Source organism: Sulfobacillus harzensis (genome assembly GCF_012933365.1).
GTDB classification, from domain to species: domain Bacteria; phylum Bacillota; class Sulfobacillia; order Sulfobacillales; family Sulfobacillaceae; genus Sulfobacillus_B; species Sulfobacillus_B harzensis.
The window spans coordinates 1-1,305 of sequence record NZ_JABBVZ010000271.1 but is presented as its reverse complement, the minus strand read 5'-3'; the positions used below and the strand labels follow the sequence as shown (position 1 = coordinate 1,305).

The window sequence follows — 1,305 nt, the reverse complement described above, 5'->3', positions numbered from 1 at the left end:
AGTGAAAATCCCGGAGGGCCGACTAGGGTCCCGCTTCCGGCCCGTCCTTCTCTCTCAGGACGGCCTGTACCTTGGAGATAATGCACTCTGCGAACGCGATGGCTGGTGATACCTCTTCTTCTTCGATATGAGCGCCGGGGTAGCGCGAATCGACCGCGTACATGCTGAGCACGGTGCACGCTTCAACAAGCGAAGATAAATCATCCCCACCGGGAAGCTTCTCTCGTAAGACGTCAAGATCGTGTGTTTTGGGCGGGGTTTGGCCAGACGCGGCGTAAAGAGACTTGAGCGCCTTTTCGGCCGCTTGTTGGGCATGAAAACAGGCCGTCGACGCCTGACTAGGTAGCTGGCTTAGGGTGCGAGCGGCCTCAAGGTCACGAGTGGCGAAAGAGAGCCATTCCAGGGCTATGGGGTTTGGCATAGAGAACCTTTCCTTCTCTTAAAATGTTTTCCACAAATGGGTCCGGCCACTTAAGGCGTTCCCGGAGATCGTCGGGGTTCCGGACAATCAGATCGACCGCATCGGTTCGACCCACAAGAGCCGTGTAAGCCTTTCGTTGAATTTCGCGTAATCGGCTTCCGGAGTGAACGACCAGTAAATCGATGTCGCTTTCTGAAGACGCTTGGTCCCGCGCATAGGACCCAAACAGAATAACGGCATCGGGGTCAACGGCCTCCACGATTTTTCCTACATATTGATTGAGCAATTCCTCGGTTACCATCGACACTTCCCCCGGATCGTCGTTTGCCTGCTTATAGTATAACGATTGCATAACCGATGACAAATCGGGTGCGACGTGATCTAATTCCCATTTAGTGTGCCTTTGGCTGTAGCGACATTGCCATCCACGCCTATGCCATTTTCCAACGGTTTGAAATCCCTAGTATTTGCATGACTGAATCCCGAAACGGTCTGACAACGAACCCTCTCCCCCGATGACTCGTCGGAACGCGACGTGATGGACTGGGCGTTCTTCCCGTTTATGGACGACCTGCGTTCTCAAGAAGAGCGCGCGATTCTAACGGCTCGGCTAGCCGGTATTATCCCTGGCGGAATGGGGCGATTAGCCTCCGCGTGCATTGTGGGACTAACCAGTTCTCTCGTGGAGCCAGAGGTGCTAAATCCATGAAAGAGGTGATTCGGATGAATGATCTGATAACGGAGTTGGAGCAAGAAGCGATAGTACGCGGTTGGAAGCAGGGGATCGAAAAGGGCATTCAACAGGGCCTCGAAGGGGGTGAGGCGGAAGGCAAGGCTGAAGGTCATCTTGAGTAACTCTTGGAAGTGGTGTCGGCACGCTTTGG

Annotated in this window: 3 protein-coding genes; 1 reads left to right on the top strand and 2 read right to left on the bottom strand. The window is 54.1% G+C overall.

Going from position 1 to position 1,305, the window contains the following annotated elements; genetic code table 11:
* Window positions 1–22: 22 nt before the first annotated feature.
* Together HIJ39_RS22970 and HIJ39_RS22965 are read right to left on the bottom strand one after the other, a co-directional pair.
* On the bottom strand, window positions 23–421 hold the full coding sequence (locus HIJ39_RS22970; protein ID WP_169103347.1) for a HEPN domain-containing protein: 399 nt from the start codon (window positions 419–421) through the stop codon (window positions 23–25).
* Window positions 375–722: a nucleotidyltransferase domain-containing protein gene (locus tag HIJ39_RS22965; protein WP_169103346.1), complete on the bottom strand. Its 348-nt coding sequence runs from the start codon at window positions 720–722 to the stop codon at window positions 375–377. Before HIJ39_RS22965 ends, HIJ39_RS22970 begins: the two co-directional genes overlap by 47 nt.
* 422 nt (window positions 723–1,144) lie before the next feature.
* Here HIJ39_RS22965 and HIJ39_RS24810 point away from each other — a divergent pair, with 422 nt between their 5' ends.
* The gene (locus HIJ39_RS24810; protein ID WP_275107410.1) at window positions 1,145–1,276 is read left to right on the top strand and encodes a hypothetical protein; all 132 of its coding nucleotides are present in this window, start codon (window positions 1,145–1,147) and stop codon (window positions 1,274–1,276) included.
* Window positions 1,277–1,305 lie beyond the last annotated feature (29 nt).

Bases quoted from the DNA above. Each gene is read 5' to 3' on its own strand.
- HIJ39_RS22970 (WP_169103347.1), bottom strand. From the start codon at position 421: ATGCCAAACCCCATAGCCCTGGAATGGCTCTCTTTCGCCACTCGTGAC.
- HIJ39_RS22965 (WP_169103346.1), bottom strand. From the start codon at position 722: ATGGTAACCGAGGAATTGCTCAATCAATATGTAGGAAAAATCGTGGAG.
- HIJ39_RS24810 (WP_275107410.1), top strand. From the start codon at position 1,145: ATGAATGATCTGATAACGGAGTTGGAGCAAGAAGCGATAGTACGCGGT.